Here is a 531-nt window from a genome sequence, read left to right as displayed (position 1 = left end):
AATCCGGAAAATTAACTGATCAGGTTTATCCAATCTCTTTGGCACATTTTTGTGACGCGATCTCTGCACTCAAGAAAGCCATTCCAAGCACGACAAACCTTGGACACAATGTCGTTATAATCAGTGAAACTTTGGTTTGCTAAATAGTGTTGTCTTAACCAACTCCAAACTTGTTCTATTGGGTTGAGTTCCGGCGAGTATGGTGGAAGCTTAATGATACTGACATTATTTAATTCGCTCGCAATGTCATCGGTATGCCAGCCTGCTCCATCCATTATCACGACAGCATGGCGACCTTTTTCTGTAGCTTTAGATATCTGCTCTAGGTGGTTTATCATGATGTCCTTGTTAACCCAAGGTACCACTAATGCCTCACCAATTCCTCTTGTCGGACAAACAGAACCGAATAGATAAACGTATTCAAATTGCTGCTGCTTGACTACTCTCGGCCTTGTTCCACGGGGAGCCCAAAGACGAGTTGTGGTATTCTGTTGACCAAATCTGGCCTCGTCTTGAAACCAAACATCAACG

1 protein-coding gene is annotated in these 531 nt (G+C 43.3%); it reads right to left on the bottom strand.

Going from position 1 to position 531, the window contains the following annotated elements; translation table 11 throughout:
- Positions 1–11: 11 nt before the first annotated feature.
- A partial coding sequence (locus RH88_RS00050) for an IS630 family transposase (protein WP_005592545.1) occupies positions 12–531 on the bottom strand: 520 nt, incomplete at its 5' end.

It is taken from the genome of Vibrio scophthalmi LMG 19158, assembly GCF_000222585.1.
Lineage (GTDB): Bacteria > Pseudomonadota > Gammaproteobacteria > Enterobacterales > Vibrionaceae > Vibrio > Vibrio scophthalmi.
This window is presented reverse-complemented; position numbering and strand designations above follow the sequence as displayed.